Origin of the sequence: Acinetobacter sp. YH01019, from assembly GCF_013420285.1 — a bacterium.
GTDB classification, from domain to species: domain Bacteria; phylum Pseudomonadota; class Gammaproteobacteria; order Pseudomonadales; family Moraxellaceae; genus Acinetobacter; species Acinetobacter gandensis.
In genome coordinates this window covers 17,395-35,303 of sequence record NZ_VOYM01000033.1, presented here as the reverse complement: position 1 = coordinate 35,303, position 17,909 = coordinate 17,395, and the positions used below count along the sequence as shown (strand labels likewise).

The 17,909-nt window shown below is 38.4% G+C and carries 16 protein-coding genes and 1 pseudogene; 9 read left to right on the top strand and 8 right to left on the bottom strand.

Annotated elements, in window-relative coordinates:
* Positions 1-193: pseudogene (locus tag FTT84_RS18175) on the top strand (DDE transposase); the annotation flags it as partial.
* A 44-nt stretch (positions 194-237) separates the two neighbouring features.
* On the opposite strand, the gene FTT84_RS09365 reads toward FTT84_RS18175, so the two are convergent.
* From FTT84_RS09365 to FTT84_RS09355, 3 genes are all read right to left on the bottom strand, one after another.
* Positions 238-2,103, bottom strand: a complete 1,866-nt coding sequence (locus FTT84_RS09365; protein ID WP_180081044.1) for a SurA N-terminal domain-containing protein — start codon at positions 2,101-2,103, stop codon at positions 238-240.
* A gap of 131 nt (positions 2,104-2,234) precedes the next feature.
* Positions 2,235-2,507, bottom strand: coding sequence for an HU family DNA-binding protein (locus tag FTT84_RS09360; protein ID WP_067762799.1), 273 nt, complete (start codon positions 2,505-2,507; stop codon positions 2,235-2,237).
* Between the two features lie 165 nt (positions 2,508-2,672).
* Positions 2,673-3,143: a phasin family protein gene (locus FTT84_RS09355; protein ID WP_067762798.1), complete on the bottom strand. Its 471-nt coding sequence runs from the start codon at positions 3,141-3,143 to the stop codon at positions 2,673-2,675.
* Positions 3,144-3,351: 208 nt separating this feature from the next.
* Here FTT84_RS09355 and FTT84_RS09350 point away from each other — a divergent pair, with 208 nt between their 5' ends.
* The 8 genes from FTT84_RS09350 (at position 3,352) to fdx (ending at position 9,523) form a co-directional block, all read left to right on the top strand.
* Complete coding sequence (locus FTT84_RS09350; protein ID WP_067762797.1) at positions 3,352-3,999, top strand: hypothetical protein; 648 nt, start codon at positions 3,352-3,354, stop codon at positions 3,997-3,999.
* A 112-nt stretch (positions 4,000-4,111) separates the two neighbouring features.
* Complete coding sequence (locus FTT84_RS09345; RefSeq protein ID WP_067762796.1) at positions 4,112-4,585, top strand: Rrf2 family transcriptional regulator; 474 nt, start codon at positions 4,112-4,114, stop codon at positions 4,583-4,585.
* Position 4,586: 1 nt separating this feature from the next.
* Complete coding sequence (locus FTT84_RS09340) at positions 4,587-5,804, top strand: IscS subfamily cysteine desulfurase (protein WP_180081042.1); 1,218 nt, start codon at positions 4,587-4,589, stop codon at positions 5,802-5,804.
* Between the two features lie 104 nt (positions 5,805-5,908).
* Positions 5,909-6,295: a Fe-S cluster assembly scaffold IscU gene (gene iscU, locus FTT84_RS09335; protein ID WP_078188667.1), complete on the top strand. Its 387-nt coding sequence runs from the start codon at positions 5,909-5,911 to the stop codon at positions 6,293-6,295.
* 37 nt (positions 6,296-6,332) lie between these two features.
* Positions 6,333-6,653 (top strand): iron-sulfur cluster assembly protein IscA, encoded by a 321-nt coding sequence (iscA, locus tag FTT84_RS09330; RefSeq protein WP_180056856.1) that lies wholly within the window; start codon positions 6,333-6,335, stop codon positions 6,651-6,653.
* Positions 6,654-6,755: 102 nt separating this feature from the next.
* A complete protein-coding gene (gene hscB / locus FTT84_RS09325) occupies positions 6,756-7,271 on the top strand; it encodes a Fe-S protein assembly co-chaperone HscB (RefSeq protein ID WP_067762792.1) in 516 nt (171 codons plus the stop codon).
* Positions 7,272-7,308: 37 nt separating this feature from the next.
* On the top strand, positions 7,309-9,168 hold the full coding sequence (gene hscA / locus FTT84_RS09320) for a Fe-S protein assembly chaperone HscA (protein WP_067762791.1): 1,860 nt from the start codon (positions 7,309-7,311) through the stop codon (positions 9,166-9,168).
* 16 nt (positions 9,169-9,184) lie between these two features.
* A complete protein-coding gene (gene fdx, locus FTT84_RS09315; RefSeq protein ID WP_180056852.1) occupies positions 9,185-9,523 on the top strand; it encodes an ISC system 2Fe-2S type ferredoxin in 339 nt (112 codons plus the stop codon).
* Between the two features lie 196 nt (positions 9,524-9,719).
* Here the strand turns inward: fdx and FTT84_RS09310 are convergent, their stop codons facing one another.
* The 5 genes from FTT84_RS09310 to aspA all read right to left on the bottom strand — a co-directional run bounded on the left by FTT84_RS09310 (position 9,720) and on the right by aspA (position 17,526).
* Positions 9,720-11,183: an adenylate/guanylate cyclase domain-containing protein gene (locus FTT84_RS09310; RefSeq protein WP_180056850.1), complete on the bottom strand. Its 1,464-nt coding sequence runs from the start codon at positions 11,181-11,183 to the stop codon at positions 9,720-9,722.
* A gap of 61 nt (positions 11,184-11,244) precedes the next feature.
* Positions 11,245-11,679 carry an HIT domain-containing protein gene (locus FTT84_RS09305; RefSeq protein ID WP_067762788.1) on the bottom strand — a complete coding sequence of 145 codons (435 nt, stop codon included), beginning with the start codon at positions 11,677-11,679 and terminating at the stop codon, positions 11,245-11,247.
* A gap of 244 nt (positions 11,680-11,923) precedes the next feature.
* On the bottom strand, positions 11,924-15,382 hold the full coding sequence (gene mfd / locus FTT84_RS09300; protein WP_180081050.1) for a transcription-repair coupling factor: 3,459 nt from the start codon (positions 15,380-15,382) through the stop codon (positions 11,924-11,926).
* A 167-nt stretch (positions 15,383-15,549) separates the two neighbouring features.
* The gene (locus tag FTT84_RS09295) at positions 15,550-15,906 is read right to left on the bottom strand and encodes a hypothetical protein (protein WP_180056848.1); all 357 of its coding nucleotides are present in this window, start codon (positions 15,904-15,906) and stop codon (positions 15,550-15,552) included.
* Between the two features lie 186 nt (positions 15,907-16,092).
* Complete coding sequence (aspA, locus tag FTT84_RS09290) at positions 16,093-17,526, bottom strand: aspartate ammonia-lyase (RefSeq protein ID WP_180081040.1); 1,434 nt, start codon at positions 17,524-17,526, stop codon at positions 16,093-16,095.
* Between the last annotated feature and the right edge of the window lie 383 nt (positions 17,527-17,909).

The window sequence follows — 17,909 nt, the reverse complement described above, 5'->3', positions numbered from 1 at the left end:
TGCATCTATGAGTATTATCAATATCTTAAGGCACACACCTTTAGAATCAGCAGGAAACCTACCCAAACATTTAGCGCAATTATTTGAACAATCTAAAATATTTGTATTACCTGAAAAAAGGCAAAGGTAATGTCCGCGAGTAGTGAAAATTAAAGCACAAAAATATCCAAGAAAATGCCAGTCAATTTCTTAACTGACTGGCATTAGCCCGAAGGCTGGTTTTTAATCCAAAATCAATTATTTGATTTTTGCATGATCTTTTAAATAACGTGTGTAATCATCAAATTCTTGCTGACCACGTAACTGTTGATAAAGTTTCGCAAGTTCATCTAACTGCTCACCAGTTAAAGCATCATCAGCTTGTTTTTTCACGTTTGTTACAGCAACAACCACCAATTCATTTGGTAAATTTGTTGTTGTCACTGACCAGAAACCTTCTTTAGGTGCTTTTACACTAAATGCAGCACGCTGAATTTCACGTTTTAATAAACCGTCAGCACGCGTGAATGTGCCTGCATCTTCAAAGTTTAAATTACCTTTAGCAACTGACGCAGCCGGTTTAGCAGCAAACTCTTTTAATGCTGTTTGAATTTGAGCTTTAGCCGCATCTGAAGCTTTTTGCTCAATCAATTTCGCTTTTACCTTCGCTTTCGCTTCAGCTAAAGTTTGAACGCCTGCTGGATGATAATTACGCACTTTAACCCAAACCACATCGCCATTTTTTAACTGAATGCTTGAAGATACGTTATGATCACCATTTTTCACATCATCATTAAACAATTTAACTTTAACGTTAGCATCGCTTAATACAGGATGTTGTGAAGATAGCGTCAAGCCATTGATTGATTGAACTTGTACACCTTTAACTTCCTGACCTACCACATCAAGAGCATCGCTGCTTACAACCATATCATTCAGACTATTTACAGTATCTGAAAAGACATTAGCAGTTTTCGCTTGCGCAACTTCAGCTTGTAGACGCGCTTTTTCTTGCTCCAAACTACCAACATTTGCTTTTGGCGTTACCGTTTCAATTAAATGATATCCCGCATCAGTTTTCACTGGTGCAGAGACTTGTCCAGATTTTGAACTTGCTACAGCAGCATCAAAGGCATCACCAAATACACCTTTTTCATACGTTGCAAGCTCACCGCCTTTAGCTTTAGATGCAGGATCTTCAGAAAACTGAGCTGCAGCTTGATCAAAACTCATACCTGCTTTAATTTTCGCAGCAATACTATCTACTAATTTCTTAGCTTCTGCATCAGAACGCGTATCTGCAGTAATCATAATATGCTTCACAACAGGCTTCATCGCTTGCTGTGCTGTTTCTACATATTGGTTATAAGCCTCTTGCAATTCAGCATCAGTCGCTGGTGTAGCCGGCGCAGCGACATTTGCTGGTGTTAACACAACAAAGTCTGCATCCACGCTCGTTACTTGTTTAAACAAGTTTTTATGCTTTTCATAGTAAGCTGCAAGTTCTGCATCACTCACTTTCACATTTTTCTTATAATCTTCAAGATTGATACTCGCCAACTGAATAGTACGCTGTTCAGTTTGCAAATTAGCAATTTGCAGAATATCTAACTTACTTACTAATGCATAATTCATAAATGTTGTAGATAACATTTTCAATGCATGGTCTTTACGTAAATTATCAATGAATGCGCGATTCGTCATACCAATTGATTCAAGGTATTTCGCAAACTGCTCATCAGAAAACTGACCATTGACTTGGAAACTCGGCTGCTGATGAATCATTTGCACAATTTGTGCATCACTCAAACTAATGCCTAACTTGTCAGCTTGTTGTAATAACAATTGGCGTGATACCAAAGTGTCCATTGCTTTATTGCTAATGAAATTTTGGTTTAATAAGGTCTCATCACCTTGAGCATAAGCAAGATATTGTTCTTTTAAAGAGTTCGTGAGTGCTTCGAGTTCTTTTTGAGAAATTTCAGTACCGTTTACAGTCTTTGCTGTATCTTTTGATCCACCACTAAAATATCCTTCAATACCTACAAGTGCTAAAGGGGTCAAAAACAAAACGAGCAAGACCTTGCCCAACCAACCCTTAATGACTTTACGAAACGATTCCATAAGTATTCCAATATTTTATTTGCGGTGAATTTTAACCGAAAACCCGTGATGAATGAATGCGATATATTGATTAATCACATTTACCAATAAAAAACGCGCCAAAAATGGCGCGTTTCATGTGCTTAACAGAATTAAGCTACAGAATCTTTCAAGCCTTTACCAGCTTTGAAGCTAGGTACTTTGCTTGCTTTGATTTCTAAAGTCGCACCAGTTTGTGGGTTACGACCAGTACGTGCAGCGCGTTCTTTAACGCTGAAAGTACCAAAACCAACTAAAGTTACTGTATCACCAGCTTTAAGCGCGTTGGTAACAGCAGCAATCGTTGCATCTAAAGCTTTACCAGCGTCAGCCTTAGATAATCCCCCATTGTCTGCAATTGCATCAATTAATTCTGATTTATTCATGAAAATTACGTCCTCTTAATATCGTTTATTTAAGGTCCAAGAATGTGTTTAAAACGCCATAGCGCCTTTATAGCAATGCTTTAGGGTCAAACGCAATACTCCTGAACCTCTTTTTATGCAAAAAAATGACGAAAAAACCTTGAAAATTAAATAATAGTTAAAACATTACTGTTTTTTTCGTATTTCTGTCCGCAATTGGGCATTTTCTTCGGCTAATTGGTCAATCTTCGTATGTAATTGAAGTATAAGCCTTTCTAAGTGCTGTAAATCCTTTACAGTGACCAATCCTAAACGGTTTAAGGAATGATTAACACCATTATCTAAGATTTTTTCAACTTTATCTTTTGTATCTGTAACCGACTCTTTGGCTTTTTCAGAGACTTTTTCTACAGTTTGGTCTGCAATATCAATGGTTTTTGATTCAAGCTCTTCTCCCACCTTGACCAATGAGTCAAAAAGTTTATTTCCCTCACCTTCAGCACGTGAAAAAGCACCTAAACCTGCCAACCAAATTTGCTTGGTATATTTACGAAAATCCATCTTAGATTTTCGGTCTGAAAATCCTCGATTTCTTGACTTTGGTGGTTTTTCTACCTGTTCTTGCACATCATCGTTCACGCTTTCGGTATTTTCCATAAGCTGCACTTCTCCTGATTGTTTTATGTGCGTACTGACATGTAATCCTACAAATTCTCAATAGAATAGCAAACATAATACTTGATAGATTCGTTAAACTGTTCTACAAAGCTGGTGAATTGCAAAGTTTTTGGTATATTCTTAGTTCGAAGATGGGCAGGAAGCTCATTACACAATGCATTGATGTTTTTTAAAGGACCGATTTTTTATGAGCGATACGCAACAAGGTCAAGCTCAACCTCATTTGTTGCTGACGATGACATTGATTGTTCTAGAGACTATTTTTACCTTTATTCTCAAACATGATCGTGTTGTCGCATTACAAGCGAAGAAATTTGTCGATCAAAAGATTGCTTTAAAAATAAATAGCTACATTCCTTATTTTGACTTTTATGTTCAGTTTACTGAGCATGGCATCTTATTTGATACTAAATCACCAAGCAAAGCCATTGACCTAGACGTGCGTACTACATTGATGGACTTGGTTAAAATTTTTGTTTTTGGTAATCGCAAAAGTATCAAAAGCATGCGTATTGATGGTGACATCGTCCTCAAAGACGAATTCCGTGATTTAGTTTCATTATTTAGTGTTCCAAAAATTTTAGCTGATTGGAAACATTGGTTATCTGAACCTGTCGATGAAAACAATGTTGTTGCATCGAAGAAACGTATTGCCCCGCTTTTAGAAAAAATTGAGCAACAACGTTCAAAAATCAATACATTACAGGTTGAAGTGAAGCAATATAAAAACCGTATTAAACGTATTGAACGTCGTCAAAAGCGAATTAATATCGTATTTAGTCTAATATCTGTTCTTTTAATAACGTTATTAGTGTATAATGTGTGGTTCAATTAAATACATAATTTTTCACATAAAATAAAACATTTAAACAACCTCAAAAAAACTTGACTATTTTAGTCAGGATTCATAAAATCTGCACATCTAGACTTAACATGTGTATCGAATCATGCGCTTAACAACTCGCGGTCGCTACGCAGTGACTGCCCTACTTGATCTCGCTTTGCAGCCTACTGAACAGACGATTACTCTTGCCGAAATTGCAGCTCGTCAAACCATTTCAGTAGCTTATTTAGAGCAGTTATTTGCTAAATTGAAGCGTCACGGCTTAGTGTCCAGTATCCGTGGAGCAAATGGTGGTTATCACCTTGCTCGTAGTGCTGAAGACATCACTGTTTTGGAAATTATTGAAGCTGTAAATGAAACAGTTGACGCAACGCGTTGTGACCATAAAGGCAACTGCCAAAATGGTGCGATGTGTTTAACTCATGATTTATGGCAGGAACTCTCCCACCACATTGCCGATTATCTTGCAAAAATCACCCTTGCTGACCTAGTAGCACGTGACAACGTTCAAACCGTATCACTTCGCCAAAACTCAACAAACTTTGATTCAGCCCTTTTATCGGTTACAGGTATTTGACATGAAGCGTCCTATTTATCTTGACTATGCAGCAACTACTCCTGTAGACCCTCAAGTCGCAGAACGTATGATGGAATGTTTAACGTTTGACGGTACTTTTGGTAACGCAGCGTCACGTTCTCACGCTTACGGCTGGCAGGCAGAAGAAAAAGTAGAATATGCTCGTGAACAAGTAGCCAATCTTGTAAAAGCTGATCCACGCGAAATCGTATGGACTTCAGGCGCAACTGAATCTGACAACCTTGCACTAAAAGGTATTGCTCAGTTCTACGGCTCTAAAGGCAAACACATCATTACAAGTAAAATCGAACATAAAGCGATTCTTGATACATGTCGTGAGCTTGAAGAAGAAGGCTTCGAAATTACTTACCTTGAACCAGAAGCTAAAACAGGTTTAATTACACCTGAAATGGTTCAAGCTGCACTTCGTCCAGACACAATTCTTGTTTCACTCATGATGGTTAACAACGAAATTGGTACTGTTACTGACGTTGCTGCAATTGGCGAATTAACTCGCGCAAACAAAACTTATTTCCACGTAGATGCTGCTCAAGCTGCTGGTAAAGTAGAAATTGATCTTTCAACTATGAAAGTTGACTTGATGAGTTTCTCTGGCCATAAAATCTATGGCCCTAAAGGCATTGGTGCACTTTATGTACGTCGTCAACCACGTGTACGTATTAAAGCGCAAATGCACGGCGGTGGTCATGAACGTGGCATGCGTTCTGGTACACTTGCAACTCACCAAATCGTGGGTATGGGTGAAGCATTCGAGTTAGCGGGTAAAAACCTAGTTGCAGAACAAACTCGTCTACGTGTACTTCGTGACAAACTTTGGAATGGCTTACAAGGTCTTGAACAAGTTTTCCTCAACGGCCACCCAGAACACAACGTTGCAAACTACTTAAACGTAAGCTTCAACTTTGTTGAAGGCGAATCGTTGATGATGGCACTAAAAGATGCAGCAGTATCTTCAGGTTCAGCATGTACTTCTGCAACATTAGAACCATCTTATGTGCTACGCGCACTTGGTCTGTCTGACGAACTAGCGCACAGCTCAATTCGTTTTAGCTTTGGTAAATATACAACTGAAGAAGATATTGACCATGTACTTGAAATTACTCAAGCTGCTGTAGAAAAATTACGTGATCTTTCTCCACTTTGGGATATGTACAAAGAAGGTATCGACCTTAACTCTGTAGAGTGGGCTGAACACTAATTCATTCCAATGAAATCGCTTTTTATTAAAGCGATTTCATTGATTAACGTAATTTCACCCTCATATTAAATCTTAAGGCTGACCCCGAGGTTTGGAGACGCATCATGGCTTATAGCGAAAAAGTAATTGATCATTACGAAAACCCTCGTAATGTTGGTGTTTTAGATAAAAATGCAGAAAACGTTGGTACAGGTATGGTCGGTGCACCTGCATGTGGCGATGTAATGCGTTTACAGATTCAAGTAGATGACAACGGCGTAATTGAAGAAGCTCGCTTCAAAACTTATGGCTGTGGTTCTGCAATTGCTTCTAGCTCATTAGTAACAGAGTGGCTTAAAGGCAAAACGCTTGATGAAGCTCAAGCAATCAAAAACATTGATATTGCAACTGAACTTGCTCTTCCACCAGTAAAAGTACACTGCTCTGTACTTGCAGAAGATGCAATTAAAGCTGCTGTAGAAGATTACCGTAGCAAGAAAGTAAAAGCTTAATTGTTCACGCGTTTTAAGAAAGATTAACGGAGTTTTCATGATCCATTTAACTGAAAATGCTGCAACTCATATCAGCAATTACCTATCAAATCGCGGTAAGGGTGAAGGCATTCGCGTTGGCGTGAAAACTTCAGGCTGTTCAGGCTTGGCTTATGTACTCGAATTCGTAGATGAAATCGACACACATGACCAAGTATTTGATCAGCACGGTGTTAAAGTTTTTGTTGACCCTAAAAGCTTAGTTTATCTTGAAGGCATGGAGATGGATTACGTCAAAAACGGTTTAAACGAAGGCTTCGAATTTAACAACCCGAATAAAAAAGGCGAATGTGGCTGTGGTGAATCGTTCACTGTTTAACCCTACACTTCTCTCTTTTGGCATTAAAACAGTGTAATATTCACTGTTTTAATTGCATTTAAAGCACCACTTTTTGCACATCTATTGCGGACCTTATCTCCCATGAATCATTTTGAGTTGTTTAACCTTCCCGTAGCACTCGATATTGATTTAGCAGTTTTAAAATCAGAGTTTTTAAAGTTGCAGCAACAATATCACCCAGATAAAGCCGAAGACAAAGATCTTGCGCTGATTAAATCAAGTGAAATTAATCAAGCGTTTAAAGCTTTATCCAATGTAGATAGCCGCGCTGCGTACCTCCTAAGTTTAAAAAAACAAGATTATCATCTCGATCAATCGATTAGTGATTTTGAATTTTTGCAGGATGCTTTAGAAATTCGTGAGCAGTTAGATGAGGCTCAATCAGCCGATGATCTAAGCTCTCTTAAAACTGAAGTTCAGCAATGGATTGACGGCTTGGTACGTGAGTTCAAAATTGATTATGACGACCAAGACTGGGCTGAAGCGCGCGATACCGTTCGTAAACTCCGCTTCTTCCAAAAAGTAATGGCTGATATCGACAAAACTGAAGATCGCTTCTTAGACGATGACAGTTTTGACTTAGATGATGATTTTTAATTTATTTTTAATATTTGACGCTCAAAGGATGTAACACATGGCTCTCTTGCAAATTGCAGAACCTGGTCAATCAAGTGCGCCGCATGAACACCGTATTGCAATTGGTATCGATCTTGGCACGACACACTCGTTAGTAGCCACGGTACTTTCAGGCAAAGCAAAAGTGCTCAACGACGAACACGGTCGAGTGTTACTTCCGTCAATTGCACATTACAGCGAAAACACATCGCAATATGGTGATGATGCAAAACCGTTTTTAACGACTGATCCAAAAAATACCATTGTGTCTGTTAAACGTTTTATGGGTCGTTCTAAAGCAGATATTAAGTTTCAACATCCCTACGAACTTGTAGGTGAAGCGAATGAGATGCCTGCTTTTGAAACCAGTCAAGGCCGTAAAACGCCTGTTGAAGTGTCTGCAGAAATTTTAAAACAACTGAAAGACCGCGCAGAAAACAGTTTAAAAAATCCTGTAAATGGCGCGGTAATTACTGTTCCTGCTTATTTCGATGAAGCTCAACGTCAAGCGACACGTGATGCAGCGCAACTTGCTGGCCTAAATGTTTTACGTTTATTGAACGAACCGACTGCTGCTGCAGTGGCATACGGTTTAGACCAAGACACCAATCTAGCTCATGACCAAAACTATGTGATCTATGATTTAGGTGGCGGTACTTTTGACGTTTCTATTTTACGTTTTTCACAAGGTGTATTTGAAGTTCTAGCTACAGGTGGTCACACTGCTCTTGGTGGCGATGACTTAGACCGTCTTATTGTGAAATGGGCAAAGAAACAACTCAATATTGAAACCCTAGATGATGCTGAATATGCACATTTTATTGTTTCTGCACGCAAAGCCAAAGAAGCGCTAACAGATGCTGAAAGTGTAGAGCTTAAAGTTTTAGACCAATCTTTAACTTTAGACCGCCCTACCTTTGAAGCCATCATTAAAATTGCTTTAGACAAAACCATCAGTGTCTGTAAACGCGTGATGCGTGATGCCAAGCTTGAACTTGACGACATCAAAAATGTGGTTTTGGTCGGTGGTTCGACACGTTCTTATGCGGTGCAAAAAGCAGTTGCTGACGTCTTTAATCAAGAACCACTTTGCACAATTAACCCAGATGAAGTGGTTGCAATTGGTGCGTCTATTACAGCTAATCAATTGATTGGTAACTCGAAAGATGGCTCTTTACTGCTTGATGTTACACCACTCTCACTCGGCCTAGAAACAATGGGTGGATTAGTAGAACGTTTAATTTCACGTAATACTGCCATTCCAGTTGCGCGTCGCCAAGAATTTACCACTTATCAAGATGGTCAAACAGCGATGTTGATTCACGTTGTTCAAGGTGAGCGTGATTTGGTTGAGCATTGCCGTAGCTTGGGCCGTTTTGTGCTTCGTGGCATTCCACCAATGACAGCTGGTCAAGCACGCATCGAAGTGACTTTCCAAGTTGATGCTGATGGCTTACTGAGTGTTTCAGCGAAAGAAACAACTTCTGGCGTACATGCACAAATTGATATCAAACCATCTTATGGTTTATCAAGCGAAGATACCGAACGTTTGCTTTTAGATGGCTATAAGTTTGCTGAAGAAGACAAAAATTTACGTCATCTACAAGAAACAAAAGTAGAAGCAAAACGTGAACTCGAAGCGCTTGACCAAGCACTAAAAGTTGATGCGCATTTGATGACTGAAGCGCAACAAGCGTCTTTAGCATCTGCTCGCTCTGTACTTGATGAAGCATTAGAGACAACAGATATCAAAGCTATTGAACATGCTGTAGAACAGCTTAAAATACATAGCGATGCATTTGCCGCTGCACGTATGAATCAGCACATTGATGCCGCATTAAAAGGCACAAAACTCGATGACTGGTCAAACTCAAATTAATTTATAGGTAAAGACTATGCCACGTATTAAAGTATTGCCTCACGCAACGATTTGCCCAAATGGCGCTGAGTTTGAAGTAGAAGCAGATGCCAACCTGTGTGAAAGCATGTTAAAAAACGGCATTAAAATTGAACATGCTTGTGATATGTCTAAAGCATGTACAACATGTCACGTGATTGTACGTAAAGGTTTTGATGGCTTAGATGAAATGGATGATGTTGAAGCAGATCTACTTGATCGTGCTTGGGGCTTAGAACCTGACTCACGCTTATCTTGCCAAGTTAAAATTGAAAATGAAGACTTAGAAGTTGAAATTCCGAAGTACACCATTAACCATGCTTCTGAAAACCACTAAAAACTAAAGTCTTGTAATAAAATTTGTGATTCTAAGAAGCCAGTGTTTACGCTGGCTTTTTTGATGAAAACAATTCAATCCGTTTACTTACAAACAATAAGCTTTATAAAACTTACCAACATTATAAAAATGGATTGCTCTAGAGAAATGGTTCGCAATGAAAAGTAAAATGTCCGAATGTGACTTTTAATTATAGTTAGTGAAATTCGGTCTTTTTCACTTCCTCGATCACTTCATCTTCTAGATTTAACTTAACAATACCTTCGGAATTTGTCATTTTTTGCTGGGTTTGAAGGCGTTTAATCATTCGCTCTAATACATGAATCAACTCAGGATATTCAAAGTTTTGAACTTCATCCAAGTTCAACAGTAAATGAAAACCTTTATACTCGTAATCGAACCAGCGTTGGTAATCGGTTTTTTGTGATGTGTATTTTTCCATGACTTGCCATGTACGAACTGGCCCCTTAATCCCTTTTAGGAAAATAGGTGCTTTAGGCGCACAGAGGTAATCACTTTTAATTAAATGGTGCGTATCATCAGAAATTAAGATTTCATCGACTTCTGCAGCACTTTGTAAACGAGCTGCCAAATTAGCATCACGACCGACAATGGTATAAGCCATACGATGTGCAGCCCCATAATTCCCTACGTGACAATAACCCGTCGAAATACCCATGCGGATATGTAATGGCGGATAACCCATTTTAATCCAACGTTCGCGCAACAATTTCATTTGTTGACGCATGACCATCGCCATTTCAAGACAAATTTTCGCGTCTTGCTCAACACCTTGACTGTGTGGATCACCAAAGAAAATGAGGATTGCATCGCCCATAAACTTATCAACCGTGGCTTCATATTGCTTAGCAATTTCGGTCATGTGACTGAGATAGTCATTGAGTAAGAATGCTAAATCATCTGGAATAAGCGTTTCAGAAAGTTCGGTAAAACCCTGAATATCTGAAAAGAAAATAGTCATCTTCTTACGTTTATATTCAATTTTAGCTTCAGACTCACCTTTCATAATCGATTGCCAAAGCTGCATTGGCGCATAGCGACTAAGTTGGTTTGCAAACTCCATATAACGATTCATTTGATCGTAATAGTGGTCTTTTTTATTGCTGATATATTGAACTTGACTACGTTGATAAAAGGTACCTACACCAAAGTAGGTAATCAAACACATAAAACCAAGAACAGTTAACTCACTGCTTGTTGCCTCGAAATATTCTTGGAATCCAAATACATAGATATTACAGATGTAAAATACTGCAATTCCAATCAGGCTTGCTAATGACAATAAGAGAAAATTAATTTTGTTGTAAATTGAAGTATAGAGCAGAGCAAAAATAGCTAAGAACGTCAGCACTAAACTTAAATGAACTGCCGACAGCATCACTGAAATAATCACAATATCAATGAGGAATAAAACACTACGCTTTACCCGATTGCTATAACGATAAATTAACCAGTGAGAAAGTTTTGGCGTAATCAGTAAAAGAAAGAACAAAAATACAGGAATGTAAATTTGGTATTGCGTATCCGGCTGGGTGTAATGATAGACAACAACCACCAAAGACAGCATTATATATCCCATCATACGATGGAAATACTCAAACTGTTTAGGTTCTTTGCTGATTAAGTTGTCTAACGGCACTTAGTCGCTCCATTACGGACATTCATTCTTCTACCATCCTGATATTGTCCGTAAATCGGGATTAGTCCATACGCCAGTCAAATGGCATATCACCTTGGCCACGAAGCGCAAGCATTAATGTTTGACGCATATGAGCCAATACATCATTGTTGTAAGGAACTGCTGGCGTACCCCAAACTGGTTTAGGCCAAGCCACGTCATTTTGATAACGTACTACATGATGAAAATGCAATTGTGGAACCATGTTACCTAAAGCAGCAACATTCATTTTGTCCGCACGGAATACACGTGATAATTGGCTTGATAACCAACTAGATTCACGTAAGAATTGTTCTTGGTCTGCCTGACTCAATTCATAAAGTTCAGTAATTCCAGGCACACGTGGAATCAAAATTAACCACGGAAATTGCATATCATTCATTAAACGACATGTTGACAGTGGAAAGTCGCCTACATAAAACGTATCTTGAGCAAGTTGTGGATGTAAACTAAACATATCTTTATAAATGATGCAAAATTAGAATGATGGCTAATACTATCACATCCTTAGAGGTGTGAATATTCTGCACAGAGCCTTTCATTACAAATAAACTGCATTTGAAATAACGCTCTGCTTAATTACGACTTTAATAAATTTTTAAGAAAAATCAAGCGTTTCTTCATAAGAAACACTACCTGATCAGTGCAATGCAGCAACTTGTTCAAGTTAAGCTGCATTTTTTTCATATTCGGCTGATGATTTAAGATAATTCTTTCAATAGGCTATCGAGTAAGTCATTGATAAATTTAATACGTTTATCGTACTCTTCAAGCATTACCATAACTTTTAAACGTTGCCCGCCTTCCATTCTGAAGAAGGTTGGATGTTTCTGCATCATTTGAATAATTGAAATCGCTTGTACAGGTGTATCTGGTGAAAATTCGATACTACCGCCATGTGAACTAATATCAATTTTGGTAATACCCAATTGCTCTGCTTTGAGGCGTAATTGATGGACAGAGAACAATTGTTTTACCGACTGTGGCGGTAAACCAAAGCGATCAATCAATTCCATTCGAATATTATCGAGTTTTTCTTGCGTATCTGTATTACTAATACGCTTATAAAATAATAGTCGCTGATGAACATCACCTAAATAATCATCAGGAATCAATGCAGGCATATGTAAGCTAATTTCAGCAGTCAACGACAATGGCGAATCAAAGTTAGGCGTTTTTCCTTTTTGGATGGCTTTGGTGGCTTTTTCCAACATTTCCATATACAAGCTATAACCAATGGTTTGCATAGAACCACTTTGTTGTTCACCCAATAATTCACCTGCGCCACGAATTTCCAAATCTTCAGTGGCGAGCATAAAACCGGCACCTAAAGTTGAAGCGCGAGAAATTGCATCTAGACGTTTTTCAGCATCACCTTTCAGACCTTTAATTGAAGGCACCAATAAATAAGCATAAGCTTGATGATGGGAACGTCCAACACGACCACGTAATTGGTGTAATTGCGCCAAGCCAAGTTTATCAGCACGTTCAATCAAAATAGTATTGGCATTTGGCACATCAATACCAGTTTCGATAATGGTTGAACACACCAATACATTGTATTCTTTGTGATAAAACTGCTGCATCACTTGTTCAAGTTCACGCTCCCTCATTTGACCATGCGCAACTGCGACACGTGCTTCAGGCACCAGTTCACGTAAACTTTCCGCTGCACGTTCAATTGTGTCGACCTCATTATGCAAGAAATATACTTGACCACCACGTAACAACTCGCGTAATACAGCCTCTTTAATGGCATCACCAGTATGTTCTTGCACGAAAGTTTTCACCGCTAAACGACGTGCCGGTGGTGTTGCAATAATCGAAAGATCACGCATACCACTAAAAGCCATATTTAAAGTTCGTGGAATTGGAGTAGCAGTAAGTGTCAACATATCAACATCTGCACGTAATGCTTTTATACGTTCTTTATCACGCACTCCGAAGCGGTGTTCCTCGTCGACAATCATTAAACCTAGGTTTTTAAATTGAATACTTTCCTGCAAAATTTTGTGCGTTCCAATCACAATATCAACTTTGCCGTCGGCTAAGTCTTCAATGGTTTTTGTATGACTCTTAGACGAACCGAATCGTGAAAGTACTTCAATTCTGACAGGCCAATCGACAAAACGATCTTTGAACGACTCATAATGTTGCTGTGCCAACAAGGTCGTCGGCACGAGAACCGCTACTTGTTTGTTATTTTGTACAGCAACGAAAGCCGCACGCATTGCAACTTCAGTTTTACCAAAGCCAACATCACCACAGACCAAACGATCCATCGGTTTAGCTTGTTGCATATCATACAAAGTGGCTTCAATTGCATTGGCTTGATCAAGGGTTTCTTCATATGCAAAACCGCTCGCAAACTGCATATATAAACTTTGATCTAACTCAAAACCATAACCTGGCTTCGAATGGCGACGTGCCTGAATATGCAGCAGCTCCGCTGCAACATCATGGATTTGTTCTAAAGCCTTACGTTTGGCTTTACTCCAAGCATCCGTACCTAACTTATGTAAAGGTGCAAGGTCAGGGTCGCCGCCGCTATAACGGCTAATTAAATGTAAATTCGTGACAGGTACATAAACTTTCGCTGCATCTGCATAGTCTAATTGCAGAAATTCGTGATCTTGATCATCAATACTTAAAGTGATTAAACCTGCATAACGCCCAACACCATAGTCGATATGAACAACAGGTGCACCAATATTCAGCTCAGTCAGACTGCGTACAAGAAACTCTTCTGAGACTTCCTGTTGCCGCTTTCGACGACGCTGTACCACACGATGTTCATATAACTGATTTTCAGAGATTACACTGAGCTTATTACTCAGTAGCAAGCCACGATCTAAAGGTGCGTTGGTGATCGCAATTGCATGCATTGAAGTAATGAAATCATCAAAACTTTCAACAGTTGGAATATCGCCTAAACTCGGACGTAATGCATCTTTGAGTGTTTCTCGGCGACCAGCACTCTCAGCAACTAACAACACTGGATAATTTGCACTATCAATGTATTGCTTAACTGCGCTAAACGGTTTTTCTTGTTTTGGATTGACCGCTAGGCGTGGTGGAATTTCAGTAGCTAAATTTAGCACACCTGCTTTTTCATCAAAAGGTTCTGCTGATGCCACAATACGACGCAACTTATTGAGTTGTTCTAAAATGTGGTTAGGTTGTAAAAATAATTGTTCAGGCAGCAATATCGGTTGGTCGACATTATGACGACGGTCTTCATAACGACGAACAACATCTGCCCAAAATTGCACTAAACCATCATCAACAGCTTTATCTGTAATGACAACGCCATTCTCTGGTAAGTACGAAAATAGCGTACTTTGCTCTTGCATGGCTTTTTCAGAGAAAAATAAGGGTAAATAAAACTCAATACCTGGTGATGCAATACCTTCTTGCACATCTTGATAAATAGGGTTTTTCTTTGGATTTGCATTTGGAAAACTTTCCGCATAACGATCGCGAAACAACGAACGTGCTTCTTTCAGCGGAAACTCTTTGGCAGGCAAGACTGTAAATTGTTCTAAATTTTTTGTGGTACGCTGCGTTTCAGGGTCAAAAAACTTTAAAGTATCAATTTCATCATCGAATAAATCTATGCGAATCGGTGCACTTTGTCCCGATGCATAAATATCCATAATGCTTCCACGTACAGTAAATTCACCATGATCGTAAACAGTATCAACCAAGTGATAACCTGCCTGAATCAAACGCATTTTTTGTTGTTCTAGGTCAAACTTTTGCCCAACTTTTATGTCAAAATGTTCACCCAACACCCAAGATGCAGGCGCAACACGCTGTGCTAAGGTTGAAGCTGACAGTAACAATACTCCCTGCTGCGGCATATTCGATAATATTGCTAATCGCTCAGAGACAATATCTTGATGTGGAGAAAGTCGATCATAGGGCAAAATTTCCCAATCAGGGAAAATTGTGGGTTTAATTCCGTAAAATTCCAGCTCACTTTCAAGCTGCCCCAGATGCTGGTTATTTCGCGCAACAATAATAAAAAGCTGCTTCGATTGCTTACTAATTTCTTTAAATAATAATGCCGCAGATGAGCCTTGTAAGTTACCGACCCATCGCTTTTCACCAGCTTTAAGCTGCTTAAGATTGAGTTGTGAAATTTCTTGCTGGAACATGATGTAATAAGCTTTTAATGTTTTAATCACCTGAGCAACATATTAACACGATGCATTTTACATGCGTGATTTTCTAATGATGTTCAGGTGAAATTACAACACAATCGATAAGTTAAAACATGGCAGAGAATATTGAATCGCAAAATTAAAAGCCAAATTTTCCGGCTTTATTTTTTGTCTCGAATAAACTGTCGATAGTAATCATTTAACAATTTTAGATATTGCTTAAATTGCAATAAGTTTTCTTCTGTATTCCCTAATCGAGCAACAAAGCGTTGATTGGCAATTTCTAAATCAATCTTTTCATTGATAATCATTGCAGCTGAATAGAGTTGCTTTAAATCGTCAAAATGCGTTAATTTTCGATTTGACAAATATTCCAAACGCTCTGACAAACTGTTTAAAACGACACCATCAATAATATAGCCTTTCACATCATCAAACTGAATGCGATGTTCATCTAAGTACAATTGTTCAGGTGATTCTTTTGAACCTTTAAAAAGTTGGCTTAACTTATTAAACATAGCGATTAAAACAAAATTAAAAACTATTGTACTGCGTATTTGCTTTGCTGCGTTGAATTGTTTGAAATCATTCATCAAACGGTTCATTTCACTGATTTATACACTTTTTAATTCTATAAATAGAAAAGTGAAGACGAATCTTCACTTTTAAATGGCTTTTTCATTGAGACTGTAAGTCAATCACAATTAGCTCACTTGAGCCAATGGCGCCTGCCAAGGTGTAACTTCTGAAACTAGATTTTCTATGGAGAAAATTTCATCCAATTGCTGTACAGTTAATAATTGCTGTTCAAGCACCACTTGGCGGATAGTTTTATTTTCTGCGATACATTGCTTTCCAATTTCATCACATTTTGCATGCCCTAAATATGGATCAAGCAAGGTAACAATCCCCACACTGCGCATAACTGCATCAAAACAAGCTTGTTCATTTGCTTGAATACCTTGAATACATTTCGTTTCTAAGGTGGTAATTGCATTAATCAGTAATTCAATTGACTCATTCATTGAAACTGCAATCACAGGTTCCATTACGTTCAATTGCAGCTGCCCTGCTTCAGCAGCTAAAGTGATGGTCAAATCATTCCCCATGACTCGAAATGCAATTTGATTCACTACTTCAGGAATCACTGGATTAACCTTTGCCGGCATAATTGAAGAACCAGCTTGAAGCTCAGGTAAGCGAATTTCTGCAAGTCCTGTACGTGGGCCAGAACTTAATAAACGTAAGTCATTGCAAATTTTTGAGAGTTTCACCGCGAGTCGTTTTAAACAGCTTGATAAAATAATAAAGACACCACAATCACTGGTTGCTTCAACATAGTCTTCAGCACCTTTTAATTGTAAGCCCGTTAAATTTGCGAGATTTTGCACCACTTCAGTTGCATAGCCTTTGGGTGAATTCACACCTGTGCCAATTGCTGTTGCACCTAGGTTTATTTCCAATAAAAGTTGACGTGTTTGATCAATCAGCTTTAAGTCTTCTTTTAATAAAGTTGCAAACGCACGAAATTCTTGCCCCAGTGTCATTGGAACAGCATCTTGTAATTGAGTACGTCCCATTTTAATGACATGCGCAAATTCTTCTGCCTTTATATAAAGTGCATCAATTAACTGAGCTATAACTGTCAGTAAACCATCGAATGAACTATATGTTGCAAGGCGTAGCGCTGTTGGATATACGTCATTGGTCGATTGCGACTTATTCACATGATCATTAGGATGAACTCTGTGATAACTTCCCTTCGCTTCGCCCAATAACTCTAATGACAAATTAGCAATCACTTCATTGGCATTCATATTAATAGAAGTACCCGCTCCACCTTGATAAATATCAATTGGAAATGCAGTCTGCCAATGTTCTGGATGCAAAATTAAATTGTCACATGCCGATTGAATCGCCTGTGCGATTTCATCCTGTATTAAATTAAATTTCTGATTGGTTTGTGCCGATGCTTTTTTAACTTGCGCAATTGCACGAATAAAATTGAGATTCATGCCTACCGTTTGGGATGAAATCTGAAAGTTTTCCATTGCCCTTAAAGTATGAATGCCATAATAGCTCGATTGTGAGACGACTTTTTCCCCTAACAAATCATGCTCAATTCTAGTTTTTTCCATCTGAACCGTCGTCACTGCTGATACTCACTTCTAACGCACCATCTTTGTGCACTATGATATTTGATCAATTACACTTATTGCTCTACATCACAAATACAGCGAAATTGAAAGCAAATATATCGATTAAGTGCTTCATGTATATAATGTAAAGTTATGTAATTTACCTCAATATACTTACGTTTTAATTTGTAGAGCAAGCCATACGCTTAACTTTCATTTTTATGTTCAGAAACTAATTAGATTAAGGAATGGACTCACTTTGCAAAAAAAAGACTTTGTAAGAAAAAAATATGAAATTTACATAAACCATACACAAAACACGCTTAAATGTTACAGAGTGTAATTTTTAAATCATGCTTATATCAGCGACCTAAGCAACAAGT